This is a genomic window from Niallia taxi (genome assembly GCF_004005475.1).
GTDB classification, from domain to species: Bacteria; Bacillota; Bacilli; order Bacillales; family Cytobacillaceae; genus Niallia; species Niallia taxi.
This window is the reverse complement of record NZ_RZTZ01000005.1, coordinates 243,902-258,993: the sequence shown is the minus strand read 5'-3', so window position 1 is coordinate 258,993 and position 15,092 is coordinate 243,902. Positions and strand designations below refer to the sequence as shown.

The window sequence follows — 15,092 nt, the reverse complement described above, 5'->3', positions numbered from 1 at the left end:
ATAGAATTGCGCGCAGGCAATTCTATTTCTTAAACTATTCCAACGCAGCAGCGCCGCCAACTATTTCCGTAATTTCTTGCGTAATAGCAGCCTGACGAGCTCGGTTATATACTAGACTCAAATCATCGATAATATCTTTCGCATTATCAGTAGAGTTCTTCATTGCTGTCATCCTAGCAGAGTGTTCACTTGCCTTACTGTCAAGCAACGCACCGTAAATCAAGCTTTCCGCATATTGCGGCAGCAATACATCCAGGATTTCTTCTGCTGAAGGTTCAAATTCATAGGAAGTAAGGGCAGCAGAATTATTTGCAAGCTCTGTAAGAGGCAAAATCTTCTTCTCCATTACATCCTGTTGAATTGCACTCACATAATGACTGTAAATGATGTGTACTTCATCGAAAGTACCATCACTGAACATACCGACAGATTTATTTGTAATATCCTTAATATCGAGGAAATCAGGCTGGTCTGCAATTCCGACGATATCGAGAATGACGTTTGTCCCTTGCTTAACAAGGAAATCTCTGCCGACTTTACCGATCGCAATAACTGCATACTCCTCTTTCGACTGATGCCTTTCCTTTACGATCTGGTTCAGTTTTCTGAGAACATTACTGTTATAAGCGCCAGCTAGTCCACGATCAGAAGTGATGATAATATAGCCTGTCTTTTTTACAGGACGGGCCACCAGCATTGGGTGGGAGCTCCCTTTGCTCCCTGCCGCTACTGAATGTGTCACTTCTTCTATCTTTTCCATATAAGGAACAAAAGACTTTGCATTTGCTTCTGCTTTGTTCATTTTGGCAGCAGAGACCATTTGCATAGCTTTTGTGATTTGGCTTGTCTTTTTCGTTGAGTTAATACGTGACTTTATATCGCGTAATGATGCCAAACGTTTTCACCACCATTCATCAGATTTTCCTTTAATTACTCAGTTGCAGCGAACGTTTTTTTGAAGTCGTTGATCGCAGCAGTCATTTCGTCGTCAGAAGGAAGCTCTTTCGTTGACACAATATGATTAAGCAATTCTTTGCGGTTGTGATCAAGCCAGTTCAAGAACTCATCTTCAAATCTTCTGATGTCATGTACTGGAATATCATCAAGGAATCCACGAGTCAATGCATAAAGAATTGCTACTTGTTTTTCTACTTTTAACGGCTTATTCAAATCTTGCTTAAGTACTTCAACAGTACGAGCACCGCGATTTAATTTATCTTGTGTTGCCTTATCAAGGTCTGATCCGAACTGTGCGAAAGACTCAAGCTCACGGAATGACGCTAAGTCAAGACGCAGTGTACCTGCAACCTTTTTCATCGCTTTAATTTGTGCAGAACCACCTACACGAGAAACGGATAGACCTGCGTTGATTGCAGGACGAACACCTGAGAAGAATAAATCTGACTGCAAGAATATTTGTCCATCTGTAATAGAAATTACGTTTGTTGGAATATATGCAGAAACGTCTCCTGCTTGTGTTTCAATGAAAGGCAATGCAGTAATAGAACCGCCGCCTTTTGCGTCGCTAAGCTTCGCTGCGCGCTCAAGCAAACGAGAATGCAAGTAGAATACATCCCCTGGATATGCTTCACGACCTGGAGGACGACGAAGCAGCAAGGAAAGTTCACGGTATGCGGATGCTTGTTTAGAAAGATCATCATACACGATTAAAACATGCTTGCCGTTATACATAAATTCTTCACCCATCGCTACACCTGCATATGGAGCAAGGTAAAGCAATGGAGCTGGTTGGGAAGCAGATGCAGTCACGACGATGGAGTATTCCAACGCTCCGTGTTTGCGAAGTGTCTCAACAGCATTACGAACAGTAGATTCCTTTTGTCCGATTGCTACATAAATACAAATCATATCTTGGTCTTTTTGGTTAAGGATTGTATCGATTGCTACAGATGTTTTACCTGTTTGGCGGTCACCGATGATAAGCTCACGCTGTCCACGTCCGATTGGAACAAGTGCATCGATTGCTTTAATCCCTGTTTGAAGCGGTTCACTAACTGATTTACGGTCCATAACACCTGGTGCCAAGAACTCAATCGGTCTAGTTTTGCTTGAATTAATCGGGCCCATTCCGTCAACTGGCTGACCTAATGAGTTAACAACACGTCCGATCAATTCTTCACCAACAGGAACCTCCATGATTCTTCCAGTACGACGAACTTCATCGCCTTCACGAATGTCTGTGTAAGGGCCAAGGATAATAATCCCGACATTGCTTTCTTCTAAGTTTTGAGCAAGACCCATTACTCCATTAGAAAACTCAACAAGTTCTCCTGCCATACAGTTGTCCAATCCATGAACGCGAGCGATACCATCACCAATACTGATAACCGTACCTACTTCACTCACTTGAACTTCTGATTGGTAATTTTCAATTTGCCTTTTTATAAGAGCACTGATTTCTTCCGCTTTGATGCTCATGCGTTTCACCCCTATCTCGAAATCTTATCCTAATAATGTACGTTGCAAACGAGCAAGCTTGCCTTGTAAGCTGCCGTCGAATATTTTATTTCCTATGCGAACTTTAATTCCGCCCAAAAGGTTGGAATCAACAATATTTTCAATATTTAACGACCGTTTTCCCACTTTAGCGGCGAACGCTGCAGAAATAGCCGATTTTTCACTGTCTGTAAGCTGTCTCACAGAGTAAACTTTCGCTTCTGCGATCCCTTTTTCATCGTTAACGAATTGCAAAAAGTAATCGCAAATGCTGACAATATAGTCTTCACGATGTCTGTCCATCAGAAGCATTAACATGTTTTGCACACTAACGCTCGCTGAAGCAAACGCATTTTTAACTATTTCTTTCTTCTGCTCCAATGAAATATTGGGAGACTTGAAAACTTGCTGCAAATCCGGTGAGTTGGCAACAACTGCTTTAACAACGCGCATTTCCTCTTCCAACTGCTCCACACTGCCATTTTCTTTCGCGATTTGGAAAAGGGCTAAAGCATAGCGCTTTGAAACTCCTGTATCCATCATCGATTTTCGCCTACCTCTTGTATGTAATCATTGATCAGTTTTTCCTGGTCCTGCTCACTAAGCTCTTTTTCAATTACTTTAGAAGCGATCAATACAGATAGGGAACTAACTTGCTCTCTGATTGCAGTAACAGCTTTTTCCTTCTGCTGTTCAATTTCAAGCAAGGCTGAATTCTTTAATCTTTCCGCATCTTTTCTAGCGTCAGCAATAATAGTTTCTCTTTGCAGCTCTCCTTGAGATTTTGCATTGTCGATTAACTCTTTTGCTTCCGTGCGCGCCTCTTTAAGCAATGCCCGCTGCTCCTCTAAAAGTTTAGCAGACTCGATGCGATTTTTCTCCGCGCTGTCTATTTCATTTGCTACAAATTCTTCCCTTTGCTTCATGATGCCCATAATCGGACCCCATGCAAATTTCTTTAAAAGCATTAGAAGAACTAGGAATATTACTAATTGAAATATGGCTGTCCCACCATTTATACCATCATGAGATGCTGCCCCAGCAGCTCCCAATACGAAGCTATTTAATAACACAACGGTTCACTCCCTTCCAACTGTATACCTTAAACTTTCTTTTTTTTTGCATAAAGCAAAGGCGAAGTTTTTGAAAAAGTCTTCGCCATTTTTTAGCTATTATTAACGGTTAAGTACCATGAATGCAATTACAACTCCGATAATCGGCAATGCCTCAACTAACGCTACCCCGATGAACATTGTTGTTTGTAGGAAACCGCGTGCTTCTGGTTGACGAGCGATCCCTTCAACTGTACGTCCTACGATCAAACCGTTACCAATACTTGCTCCCAATGCTGATAGACCAATTGCGATTGCTGCTGCTAATAGATTCATTATTTATTTTCCTCCTAAATATATAAATATGTGTATTTTATAGTTTCACCTTTTAAAGATAAGGGAATTGATTAATGCTCGTCACTTACTTTATGTGACATGTAAACGAATGTTAACATTGTAAAGATATAAGCTTGTATGAAGCCTATAAAGATTGAAAAACCTTGCCATGCCAATGTTAAAGGAATTGCAGCTATAAAGCCTGCCCAGCCTGTCCATGCTAATGAACCTACTAATAAGGATAAAAGCAGTTCCCCTGCATAGATATTTCCATATAGACGCAAACCAAGCGTCAATGTGTTGGAAAATTCTTCAATTATCTTCAAAGGAAGCAAGAACTTCATCGGCTGTACATAGCCTTTGAAATATCCTTTAACTCCTTTTTGCTTAACACCGTAATAATGTGTCAAAGCAATGATCATGGAAGCTAATGTTAATGTGATAATCGGATCGGCCGTTGGTGATTTCCACCAAAGAACACCGTCAACCACTATAGAAAATGGTAAACCAAGCAGGTTGGAAATTAACACGTAAAAGATGATTGTCATCCCTAACATGTGGAACTTCCCGCCATCTTTCCAATCCATGTTGCTTTTAATAATGTTTTTCACGAAGTCCATTACCCATTCTATCATGTTCTGCATCCCTGTTGGCTTTAAAGCAAGTCGACGTGTTGCAGCAACAGCGATAATGAATACGATCAAACTAGTGATAGCTATCATCAAGACACTGGATACATCTACTCTCAAGTATTCCGAACCGAAAAGGTAATACACTTTCTCTGTGTGATCCAAGCAATTCTCACCTCTCTTTTCTAATACTATTTTTAAAAACAGTACTAAATAAGTAATCTATCATAATGACTATGTAAGCCGTCATTAATCCAATGACAACGCTGATAAGGTGTATCTGCTCAGGAAATTCCATGGCTATTGCAACCCCAAGTACTGCAGCTGCCATCCTTGACAGCATCCCTAACGATTGCGTCTTTTTACCTTCATCTATATTTCTGCTGAATTTCGCCATTTTTCTTACTAAGAGCCAAATATTATAAAGGCTTAAGGCAGTCCCCAATAACAAACCCATAAATACAGGCTTATAAGGAGTTGCAGCCCACCCAATAAGGTAAAGTGAAAGCAGTATAGATATGTACTTAAATTGTTTTGTAAGCATCTGTTTTATTTCAAACATAATTTAGCCAAATCTCCTGACAACAGACTTTCTTTCAGACAGCTTATCAGGGAACAAAAATAATCTTTTTTGCAGAACAAAAAAGAGATATTTTTTTGAAAAGGCCCTGAAAACCCTATCATCTACTTTGTAAGCATACAATAAGGTTATGTCAAATGTCAATTGTAATTAACAACATAAAAACGTTAAGATCATGTATCTCCAAAAATATTGTATCCATTTGCAAACCGCGTTGATACAGTCTTCTGCTAGCTCTCCTTTCCCGGTAAAATTTTTCTTTTTTATTCTATCATGAATCAAAAAATTTTATATCGGAAAAGGAGTAAATTCACATATCTTTCAAATTATTTCCTATTAGTTTTATTTAAGGGATATTTTTACAAATTTTCTTTATCACTTTCGTTTTCTATACTATTATATAAAGCATGACTTCCTATTACACTTAACTGACCACTAACCGCATCTTCTTTTCCTGCCTTTTTAGCAAATGCAACAATTTCATAGATGCCTTGCTGCGGTAAAACCTCTTTTTTAATATTGCCCTTTAATTGACCTCTTTTCACTTCTTTTTTCCAATCCAAAAACTTCACAAATCTTAATGTTTCCTTATCAAAGACTGCAATACCAAATTCTTCTGCTCCAGTAGGTAAATACGCTTCATAACTGAAGCCTCCGTTATTCTCCTGCACCATATTGAACCCCATTAAGCGCGGATATTCCGGCTCCTCAAGCACATACAAGTATGGCACTGTCACCTTCTGCCTGCCTGCGTTCACCACGATTGCACCATTTTGGAGCTTGTTTTTAAAGAGCTCGCTGTCTATCATCATCTTAATGGGCAGTTTTTTCGTTTCACCTGCGGCTAGCGTTAAGGACAGCGGCAATTGCCATGTAACACCACTCTGTATACTTGGCTGATTAAACGTAATCCATTCGGACGACTTTCCTTTGTTACTAATCGTAATATATGCTGTATGTTCATGCAGATGATCTGCTAGCTTAAACTTTCCGAAGCGCATGCTTCCTGGCATAATCAACACACTTGCCTTCACTGCTTTATCAACTTGAATTCTGCCAGCACCTTGTTCATACACCTTGTATTGCTTGCCATCCCTGTCGTTAAGAGGAAGAGCTGTATTCATCAATGCAGCCTTCACTTCCTCCGGGCTCCAATCAGGATGAGCCTCAAGCAAAAGAGCAGCTGCGCCGGCCACATGAGGCGCTGCCATACTTGTCCCCTGCAGGGCAAGATAACCACCTGGCACTGTGCTATTTATCACAACCCCTGGTGCAACGACATCAGGCTTGATATCCCAAGTGCTTGTTACAGGTCCTCTTGAACTGAAATCTGCAAGTATATCCTGTTCCCAGTAGCTGTTAATTTTCGCGTAAACAGTTTTCTTTTTGCCAAGCTTTCTTTGCAGCTGGCTGCCTTCTTTTTTAGAAACACCTGCGACTGGAATTGGAATTTCTCTTTCAAGCATGCCGAGCAGTGGTCCGTCCATGTCATTCGCGATAAGAACAGCCTTCGCACCTGCCTTATAAGCATTTTCAGCCTTCTCCCCAAAGGTGAGCTCTCCTCGCTTAATAATAACTATTTTGCCTTTTACATTTTGCAAATCCTTTTGATAGCCAAGCTTGCCTTCCACAATTTCCAATGCATTTTCAGAACTCCACTGCTTACTCTTATCCATCTTATTTAAAATAATCTTTTCTCCGTCCACCTCTAAAAAAGGTACCTTTAACTTTGGTGTAGTTGCGCCGACAGAAATTGCCTTTGCCGCAGTACCGGGAGAACCAACAGTCCAATCAGCAGGACCTGCATTCCCAGCAGCTGCAACAGCAACAATGCCCTTATCGACTGCCTTATTTAACGCGAGGCTTATCGGCAAATCTGGACCATTTACCTCACTGCCAAGTGAGAGGTTAAGCACATCCACTTTATCCTTTATCGCTCTTTCAATTGCACTCAATATTTGTTCTGTGGTTCCAGAACCTCCTGGACCTAAAGCTCTATAAGCATATACTTCTGCATTCGGGGCAATTCCCTTAAGCTTTCCCTTTGCAGCAATAATACCTGCTACATGTGTGCCATGAAGCGTATCCCTTAGCCCATGCCCAACAGTTTCCATTGGGTCTTTATCCCGATCAACGAAGTCCCAGCCCTTTTTATAACTTCTCCTTAAGTCAGGGTGATTATAATCAATGCCAGTATCAATGACACCTACCTTTACACCTTTCCCTGTCAAAGCAGATGATTGGCTTTTTGATGCTCCTTGAATCCAGTCTGCGCCAATAATCTTTGCAGGTCCTTCGCTTTCTGCTGTATATGTTTTAACTTGGGATACAAGCTCCACATCTTGATAGCTTGTCAGCTTGTCCAAATCCTCCAGATTTGCACGTACAGAAAAGCCTGAAAAAATTTCACAAAAAACTGTTCTCTTTTGACCACTTTTCAGTTTAGCCATTATTTTATTTACTTTATCATCCGAACAGCTGCCTTTTAATTTTACAATGGCAACTCTTTTTTCTTGTTTGCTTTCAGCCGGAAGTTCCGGAAGCTCGTGCATGGCTGCAAAAGTATAATGATCGCAAGGGAGGATTATAGCTAAGAGCAGAAGGATTATTTTCTTCATATGTATTCTCCTTTAGGCATAGAGGGGTGTAGTTGCCATTATAGTTTGCAGTTGTGCATAAATTATGTCTGGGCATTTTTGGATTATCTAAATACAAAAAAAAGACTGACCTAATAGGCCAGCCAACTTTTTAGCATTATTTAGTTCCGAACAAACGGTCACCAGCGTCTCCAAGACCTGGAACAATATAACCTTTTTCATTTAGCTTTTCATCAAGTGCAGCGATATAAATATCTACATCTGGATGAGCTTCTTTTAAAAGCTCTACGCCTTCAGGTGCAGCAATTAAACACATGAACTTGATGTTTTTTCCTCCTCTAGTCTTCAAGGAGTTAATCGCTTCAATTGCAGATCCGCCTGTTGCAAGCATTGGATCAACAACGATGAAGTCTCTTTCTTCCACATCAGATGGAAGCTTCACATAATATTCTACAGGCTTAAGCGTTTTAGGATCACGGTATAGACCAATATGTCCAACTTTTGCAGCTGGGATAAGCTTCAAGATGCCGTCAACCATTCCGATACCTGCGCGCAGGATAGGAATAATCCCTATTTTCTTACCAGAAAGCACATTTGATTTCGTTCTGCTAACTGGTGTATCAATTTCAATTTCTTCTAAAGGCATATCACGAGTGATTTCAAAAGCCATCAATGTTGCCACTTCGTCTACTAACTCTCTGAATTCTTTAGTTCCTGTTTGCTTCTCACGAATGTATGTAAGTTTATGTTGAATAAGTGGGTGATCAAATACGTATACTTTTGCCACATCTTTCACTCCGTTTCCTTCTTTATCGTAAACACACTTCTTGTAATTCTACAGAAAAAAGGCTTTCAAATCAACTGAAATTTTTTCTTTTACTCACATTATTTTTACCCCAAAAAGAGCCAGCCTATGCTTATGATAGGCTGGCTTTGTGTTTCTTATAGTTCTTTATACAATACAAATTTACTAGTTAATGCTTCAACTCTTTTAGCTGCTTCTGCTAATTTTTCTTGATCTTCATGATTCTTTAATGTGAAGCCAATGATAGAAGCGATTTCGTCCATGTCTTCTAAACCGAAGCCACGAGAAGTAACAGCTGCTGTACCAATACGAATTCCACTTGTCACGAATGGACTTGCTGGATCGAATGGAATAGTATTTTTGTTTACAGTAATTCCAACTTCATCTAGTACGTGCTCTGCAACTTTCCCTGTCAAACCAAGAGTTTGCAAATCTACTAGCAATAAGTGGTTATCCGTTCCGTTTGAAACAAGTCTTAATCCTTCTTTTTGCAGACCTTCAGCTAAACGCTTTGCATTTGCGATGATATTTTCAGCATATACTTTAAAGTCATCTTGCAGTGTTTCTCCAAAAGCAACAGCCTTTGCAGAAATAACATGCATAAGCGGTCCGCCTTGAATCCCAGGGAAAATGGACTTATCAATTTTTTTGCCGAATTCCTCTTTACATAAAATCATTCCGCCGCGAGGACCTCTTAATGTTTTATGTGTTGTTGTTGTAACAAAATCTGCATAAGGAACTGGATTTTGATGTAACCCTGCAGCCACAAGACCGGCAATATGAGCCATATCAACCATCAAATATGCACCAACTTCGTCAGCAATCTCACGGAATTTTTTGAAGTCAATCGCACGAGGATATGCACTCGCACCAGCTACAATCAATTTCGGCTTATTTGCGCGTGCTTTTGCCAGCACGTCCTCATAGTCGATTTGCTCTGTTTCTTTATCTACGCCATACTCTATAAAATTATATTGGACTCCGCTGAAGTTAACAGGACTTCCATGTGTTAAATGACCACCATGGGAAAGATTCATCCCGAGCACAGTATCTCCTTGCTCAAGTATAGTGAAATATACAGCCATGTTTGCTTGCGCCCCAGAGTGTGGTTGAACATTGACATGCTCTGCTCCAAAAATCTCTTTCGCACGATCACGGGCGATATCTTCCACAATATCAACGTATTCGCAGCCGCCATAATAGCGTTTTGCTGGATAGCCTTCTGCATATTTATTTGTCAGTACAGAACCCTGTGCCTCCATAACTGCTTCACTCACGAAATTCTCTGATGCGATTAACTCAATTTTTGCTCTTTGGCGGCCTAGTTCCTGCTGGATAGCTTGATATACTTGCTGGTCGTTTTGTGCTAAATGCTTCATTTGAATCCTCCCTATAACGGATAATATAAAAATCTTTTAATCTACGTAAAATCTTCTTATATTCTAACATGGAACAATTTCAAAAAGAAGCTAAAAAATACGAATTATTATTTTATATTTAAAATTAAATGTTCGTGTTTTTAATAGAAAAATAGCATAAATTCATGTTATTACTTTCTTAAAATAATAAAAAAGCCAATCCACTGCAAAATTCACTATTATTCCCGTACATACAAATCAGTTTTTCTTCCATATATGTAAACAAAAAAGATATCCCAACTACTTTTGGGATATCTTTTTCTATTAGCAGGATTCATTATCTTTCGTTTTTTCATAAACAGCCCTTTGGCCGCCAATCAATTTCGGTCTTGTTTTAGCAAGCGTGACATGAGCTTCACCAAGCTGCTTGTGCGAAACCCTTATTGGCACGGCAACATGCTTAATATGCATGCCAATTAGAGTGTCCCCGATATCTATGCCACCATCTGCTGTGATATGTTCAACAACTACTGGATCCTTCATATGCTGATAGGCATATGCTGCCATTGCACCTCCAGCTTGACGCACAGGAATAACAGATACTTCAGATAAATTCTTTTCCTCTTGCAGCTTTCTCTCAACAACTAAAGCTCTATTAAGATGTTCGCAGCACTGAAAAGCTAGTTCTACACCTGCTGTTTCCTTATACTTCAAAAGCTGTTGGAAGATGATACCTGCAACGTCCACTGCACCTGCTGTACCAATCTTCTGGCCAATTACTTCACTTGTGCTACAGCCAATGACAAATAAATGGCGATCCGTCAATTTTGCCTGTTCTTGATATTCAGAAACAATGCTCTGAAGCTGATTTTCCAGAGCTGATATATTTATACTCATAAACAACACAGCCTTTCCAATTTAGCATATGCTTAGGAGGATGTTTCTAATTCGTATTGTGCTATTTTGTCTAGTCTTGTTTGATGTCTGCTGCCACTAAATTCTGAAAGCAGCCAAACCTTCGTTATTTCCCGGGCAAGTCCTGGCCCGATAACTCTTTCACCCATCGCAATTACATTGCTGTCATTATGCTCTCTTGTCAATCTTGCACTATACACATCATGTACAAGTGCACATCTAACACCTTTAACTTTATTAGCAGCAATGCTCATACCGATGCCAGTGCCGCAAATAAGTATTCCGCGGTCGAATTCTCCACTAGCGACCTTTTCCGCAACTGGCAGTGCATAGTCTGGGTAATCGACTGAAGCATTACAGTCACAGCCAAAATCAACATATTCTATTTTTAATTCTTCCAGTAAATTTTTTAATTCTTCTCTAATGGTTAAACCACCATGATCTGAAGCAATGGCAACTTTCATCCTGTTAACCTCCTCATATTCCTCTATTATTTTCACATAAAAAGGAGCAAATAGAAAGGCTGTTTACATTCTTTTTAGAAATGCCAGCCTCTCCTTAAAGATTAACTAAAATGTATAATAATCTAAGCAAAACTCGTAAAGAAAAGACTACACCTTAAATCTAGTGATTGTTTCTTTCAGCTGTTCAGCCTGCTCTTGCAGCTCAAGTGTAAGCATATCAACCTCATTAATAATCTTCGCCTGATTATCTGCAATAATCATAACCTGCTGCGTTCCCGCAGATGTCTCCTCCGCTATTGCCGCCACTTCCTGCGACTGGCGGGAGGTATGTTCAATCTGCTCCATTTGCTGATGTACCTGCTGTGTTATATGTTTTGTGGAATCTGCCATTTGTTTCACTATTGCTGTCATTTCCTGAAGCGTAGCATTTGTTCTTACCCCTTGCTCTGCCTCTGCATTAGCACTTTGCACCTGCTTCTTGATTTGAACGGCAACATTTCTTACCTCTGATTGCATACTATCGATAAGCTCCGCTACTCCATCAACTGCTTTCGCACTTTCATCTGCAAGAACTCGGACCTCTTCAGCAACAACAGCAAAGCCTTTACCATGCTCCCCTGCTCTTGCAGCTTCTATAGATGCATTTAAAGCAAGTAGATTCGTTTGCGTTGCAATTGTTCCAACAAGCTTAAGAATATCACCAATTTTCGCTGCATTTTCCTCCAAGCTTTTCACGGAAGATAAAGAGCGGCTATTCTCCTCTGCCAATTGCTTAAGGCCTGCCACAAGTGAATGAACTACTTTATTTGTCTCATCAAGGTTTGAAAGCATTTCATTAGAGATCGCTTGAGTATGATCTGCCGTTTCTTGAACAGTTTGGGCGATAGTCATTGATTGCTCCACCGCTTCAGCTGTTGCTTGCACAGAATTAGCTGCTACCTCTGATCCGCCCGCAATTTCTTCTACTGCTCTTGTAATAGAATCAGTCTGTGCTTGAGCTTCCTGCGATTTTTGTGTAATTGTCTTAACAGTTGCATTCGTACTATTGAAGTTTTTCTCAATACTTTTGACCATTTCTCTTAAATTAGAGAGCATATCGTTATAAGCCGTTCCGAGTGATCGAATCTCATCATCAGAGCTTGACAATTTCACATCTTCAGACAGATCCCCATGTGCTGCTTTAATGGCACTTTTCTCTAATCTTTGCAGTGGTTTAATAATAAAGCCAGCTGCTAAAAACGCCAAAAATCCAGACCATAGCACACCCAATGTCAATGTAATAAGATTGAATACAAAGGCGCTGATTCCGATTCCTGGCAGTAAAGGATATAGGACGTAGATGAAAAATGCACTTGTTGAATACGTAATAAGCGCTAGAATGGTAATAAATAAGGCAAGTTTTTTCCTCAAGCTGAACTTATATGAAGCAATCTTTTCCATGTTTTTCTCCCCTAGTATTCCTCTTGTAATTTTTTGATAAGTGACTGGATCAAGCCATCCAACTCCTGATATGTTTTTCTGTAAAGCTCGACCGAACCTCCAAATGGATCAACAATATCACCATACTTATCATCATTTACAAATTCCTTTAATGTAAATGTTTTTTCAATTGCATGGGGAAATTGACTGACAATGGCATTCTTATGTCCAACTGTCATTGTAAACACATGTGTTGCCCAATCTACTAAGTCAGCATTCAGCATGGATGAAAGATGATTATGCTTTATCCCCTTTTCTGTCAACACTTCCTTCACTTGATAGGAAGCTTCTGAACCTTCTATTGCATATACTCCAGCAGACTTTACTTGCATATTCCCTTTTCCCCTGTTTTTAAGGATGGCCTCTGCCATTGGACTTCGACAAGTGTTTCCCGTACAAACAAACAATACTCGCACCATTATTCCCACCTCCCTTTTAACGTTATTATAGATTTATTGCCGTTCTATTTCACCATTTGGATTCACTACTATATCTATCGACAGGATTTTCAAAATTTACACTTTCCACGTAGAGTTTTAGCTGTTTTTACCAAATAAAAAAGCAGCTTACTTTTAAGCTGCCAATGATTACTCAATGTTGAATCTTAAGATTTTATAGATGTAAAAGCAGCTTAATGCCAAAGGCAAGCAATATTCCTCCACCTAAAACCTCCCCATAATTCCCTAGAAGACCCTGAGCTTTTTTGCCAATAATTAAACCAAGCCATGTTAACAGTGTTGCGCTTAACCCAAAAGCAAGCAGAACAAGCCATGTATTGGCCTTATAAATACCTAAGCTTAGCCCTACGGAAAAGCTATCCAAACTTACACTGACCGCAAACACAATAAGTCCGAAGCCAACTGGTGTAATTTTGTAGGCATCCTCTTCCTTAAAGCCTGCCCATATCATTTGCACACCTAAAATAAGCAGAAGAACTCCACCAATAATTCCAGCAATCCCCCCAAAATTATCAGACAGAAATCTTCCTGCAAGGATTCCCAAAAGTGGCATGATGACATGAAATATTCCAATAACGATTCCAATTTTCATTATTTGCCTTAGCCGGAGCCTGTACATTCCCATGCCTAGCCCTACAGAAAATGCGTCCATCCCTAAAGCAAATGCCATTAGAACAAGTGTAAATATTTCTCCGATTAGTGTAGACATTACCTTCCTCCTTGGACTTGCTAATTAGAGAATATGCACGTCCAAGTTCTTTTAGAAGCATTATAAATGAGGGTTAAAATAATAATTTACACAATCGGTATGTCAATCAATAACTTGGTGAGAGGCTGCTTTCATTAAACGGTTCATGATGGCATGTCCCACTCCTTCATATGGAAATACCTCTGCGAAAATAATATCAACATCACTATGGTTAAAACTTCTTAAACCGTCATATAGATTTGCTGCAACTGTGGATAAGTCCGTTCTTTTTCCGCATACAAAAATATAATCTGCTTGATAATAATCCTTGTTTTCTTCTGTTGTAAGCACTCCTGCCTTTTTGCCATTGCGGCGCTCTTCTGCAACCAGTTCTTGAATTCTTTCCTTCGGTGCTTGCACTAAATACAGCGGAGCATTCGGTGCATAATGTGTATACTTCATGCCAGGTGATTTTGGTGCGGAATCTTTATTAACAAGGGCTTTATCCAGCATCACTTCCCCAATTACTTTTTCGATATCCTCCTGGGACACACCACCCGGACGAAGTATCACAGGGACAGAATCAGTACAATCAATAACCGTTGATTCAACACCAACACCTGTCGGACCGCCATCCACAATTCCGGCAATAACTGAATCTAAATCTTCCGTTACATGAAGCGCAGTAGTAGGGCTCGGCTTTCCAGATGTATTAGCACTTGGTGCAGCAATTGGTAAATTGGCCAATTCTAATAATTTTAATGCAACTGGATGGTCAGGCATTCTTATGCCGACAGTATTAAGTCCAGCAGTTGCCAGCTTCGATAATGCGCCTTCTTTAAGCTGAAATATAATCGTAAGTGCTCCTGGCCAAAAGGCTTCCATTAACTGTTCTGCCTTCTCCGGCACTTCTTTCACAAGCTCTGCCAATTGCTCTTGTTTTGCTATATGAATGATGAGCGGGTTATCAGATGGTCTGCCTTTCGCAGCAAAGATCTTAGCAATTGCTTCATCACTTTTCGCATTCCCTCCAAGTCCATAAACTGTTTCTGTTGGAAATGCAATTACTTCATTTTTGTTTAAAAGGTCTGCAGCTTGTTTAATTTGTGGATAACTACTATCTATATCCACATACTTATCCACTGACCATAAATTTGTCTTCATACTTATCCACCTTTATTTAAAACTTATGTAAATACATTGAAATCGCCTGTGTTTCTTCAATTTTCGACAATTCTCATTTGACCAAATACAGGCGATTTTTTCGTCTTTTA

The 15,092-nt window shown here is 39.9% G+C and carries 16 protein-coding genes; all 16 read right to left on the bottom strand.

The window, feature by feature from the left end; translation table 11 throughout:
• Nucleotides 1–34 precede the first annotated feature (34 nt).
• On the bottom strand, nt 35–895 hold the full coding sequence (atpG, locus tag EM808_RS15010) for an ATP synthase F1 subunit gamma (protein WP_127739013.1): 861 nt from the start codon (nt 893–895) through the stop codon (nt 35–37).
• A gap of 35 nt (nt 896–930) precedes the next feature.
• Nucleotides 931–2,439 carry a F0F1 ATP synthase subunit alpha gene (atpA, locus tag EM808_RS15005; RefSeq protein WP_127739012.1) on the bottom strand — a complete coding sequence of 503 codons (1,509 nt, stop codon included), beginning with the start codon at nt 2,437–2,439 and terminating at the stop codon, nt 931–933.
• Between the two features lie 24 nt (nt 2,440–2,463).
• Complete coding sequence (locus EM808_RS15000; protein WP_127739011.1) at nt 2,464–3,000, bottom strand: F0F1 ATP synthase subunit delta; 537 nt, start codon at nt 2,998–3,000, stop codon at nt 2,464–2,466.
• Nucleotides 2,997–3,530 carry a F0F1 ATP synthase subunit B gene (locus EM808_RS14995; protein ID WP_127739010.1) on the bottom strand — a complete coding sequence of 178 codons (534 nt, stop codon included), beginning with the start codon at nt 3,528–3,530 and terminating at the stop codon, nt 2,997–2,999. The genes EM808_RS15000 and EM808_RS14995 overlap by 4 nt, the downstream gene beginning before the upstream one ends.
• A gap of 102 nt (nt 3,531–3,632) precedes the next feature.
• Complete coding sequence (atpE, locus tag EM808_RS14990; RefSeq protein ID WP_127739009.1) at nt 3,633–3,845, bottom strand: F0F1 ATP synthase subunit C; 213 nt, start codon at nt 3,843–3,845, stop codon at nt 3,633–3,635.
• 71 nt (nt 3,846–3,916) lie between these two features.
• Complete coding sequence (atpB, locus tag EM808_RS14985; protein ID WP_375545222.1) at nt 3,917–4,621, bottom strand: F0F1 ATP synthase subunit A; 705 nt, start codon at nt 4,619–4,621, stop codon at nt 3,917–3,919.
• Between the two features lie 25 nt (nt 4,622–4,646).
• The gene (locus EM808_RS14980) at nt 4,647–5,036 is read right to left on the bottom strand and encodes an ATP synthase subunit I (RefSeq protein WP_127739007.1); all 390 of its coding nucleotides are present in this window, start codon (nt 5,034–5,036) and stop codon (nt 4,647–4,649) included.
• A gap of 377 nt (nt 5,037–5,413) precedes the next feature.
• Nucleotides 5,414–7,672, bottom strand: a complete 2,259-nt coding sequence (locus EM808_RS14975) for a S8 family serine peptidase (RefSeq protein ID WP_127739006.1) — start codon at nt 7,670–7,672, stop codon at nt 5,414–5,416.
• Between the two features lie 136 nt (nt 7,673–7,808).
• Nucleotides 7,809–8,438 (bottom strand): uracil phosphoribosyltransferase, encoded by a 630-nt coding sequence (gene upp / locus EM808_RS14970; protein ID WP_127739133.1) that lies wholly within the window; start codon nt 8,436–8,438, stop codon nt 7,809–7,811.
• A gap of 155 nt (nt 8,439–8,593) precedes the next feature.
• Complete coding sequence (locus EM808_RS14965; RefSeq protein ID WP_127739005.1) at nt 8,594–9,835, bottom strand: serine hydroxymethyltransferase; 1,242 nt, start codon at nt 9,833–9,835, stop codon at nt 8,594–8,596.
• Nucleotides 9,836–10,138: 303 nt separating this feature from the next.
• Nucleotides 10,139–10,711 (bottom strand): TIGR01440 family protein, encoded by a 573-nt coding sequence (locus EM808_RS14960; RefSeq protein ID WP_127739004.1) that lies wholly within the window; start codon nt 10,709–10,711, stop codon nt 10,139–10,141.
• Nucleotides 10,712–10,743: 32 nt separating this feature from the next.
• Entirely contained in the window at nt 10,744–11,193 is a 450-nt protein-coding gene (rpiB, locus tag EM808_RS14955; RefSeq protein ID WP_127739003.1) for a ribose 5-phosphate isomerase B, read from the bottom strand.
• A 147-nt stretch (nt 11,194–11,340) separates the two neighbouring features.
• Nucleotides 11,341–12,633, bottom strand: a complete 1,293-nt coding sequence (locus EM808_RS14950) for a methyl-accepting chemotaxis protein (protein ID WP_127739002.1) — start codon at nt 12,631–12,633, stop codon at nt 11,341–11,343.
• An 11-nt stretch (nt 12,634–12,644) separates the two neighbouring features.
• Nucleotides 12,645–13,094 carry a low molecular weight protein arginine phosphatase gene (locus EM808_RS14945; RefSeq protein ID WP_127739132.1) on the bottom strand — a complete coding sequence of 150 codons (450 nt, stop codon included), beginning with the start codon at nt 13,092–13,094 and terminating at the stop codon, nt 12,645–12,647.
• Nucleotides 13,095–13,284: 190 nt separating this feature from the next.
• Nucleotides 13,285–13,839: a manganese efflux pump MntP gene (locus EM808_RS14940; RefSeq protein ID WP_127739001.1), complete on the bottom strand. Its 555-nt coding sequence runs from the start codon at nt 13,837–13,839 to the stop codon at nt 13,285–13,287.
• 102 nt (nt 13,840–13,941) lie between these two features.
• Entirely contained in the window at nt 13,942–14,982 is a 1,041-nt protein-coding gene (locus EM808_RS14935; protein ID WP_127739000.1) for an L-threonylcarbamoyladenylate synthase, read from the bottom strand.
• Between the last annotated feature and the right edge of the window lie 110 nt (nt 14,983–15,092).